This is a genomic window from Monashia sp. HAY1-2A (genome assembly GCF_056755315.1).
The window spans coordinates 1-275 of sequence record NZ_JBNDHY010000394.1 but is presented as its reverse complement, the minus strand read 5'-3'; the positions used below and the strand labels follow the sequence as shown (position 1 = coordinate 275).

Annotated in this window: 1 protein-coding gene; it reads right to left on the bottom strand. The window is 71.6% G+C overall.

Translation table 11 applies throughout. The features are described 5' to 3' along the window. Positions 1 to 72: 72 nt before the first annotated feature. The coding region (locus ACPYOM_RS22445; protein WP_481347656.1) for a hypothetical protein at positions 73 to 275 on the bottom strand (203 nt) is incomplete at its 5' end.

Sequence of the window (275 nt, the reverse complement as noted above, 5' to 3'; positions counted from 1 at the left end):
CGTCGGCAGCGTCAGATGTGTATAAGAGACAGGAGCTCTACGCCGCGGCCGTCGGGGCCAGGCAGGCCGTCTTCACGACGTGCGGCCCGGACCGGTGATGGTCAGCAGCCCGACGTGGATCGAGATGCTCGAGCCGGCCTGGGACGAGGAGCGGCAGGTGGCCCACCCCTGTCTCTTATACACATCTCCGAGCCCACGAGACGCGTAGTAATCTGGGAGGGGGGGTGTGGGGGGGGGGAGGGGGGGGGGGGGGGGGGGGGGGGGGGGGGGGGGGG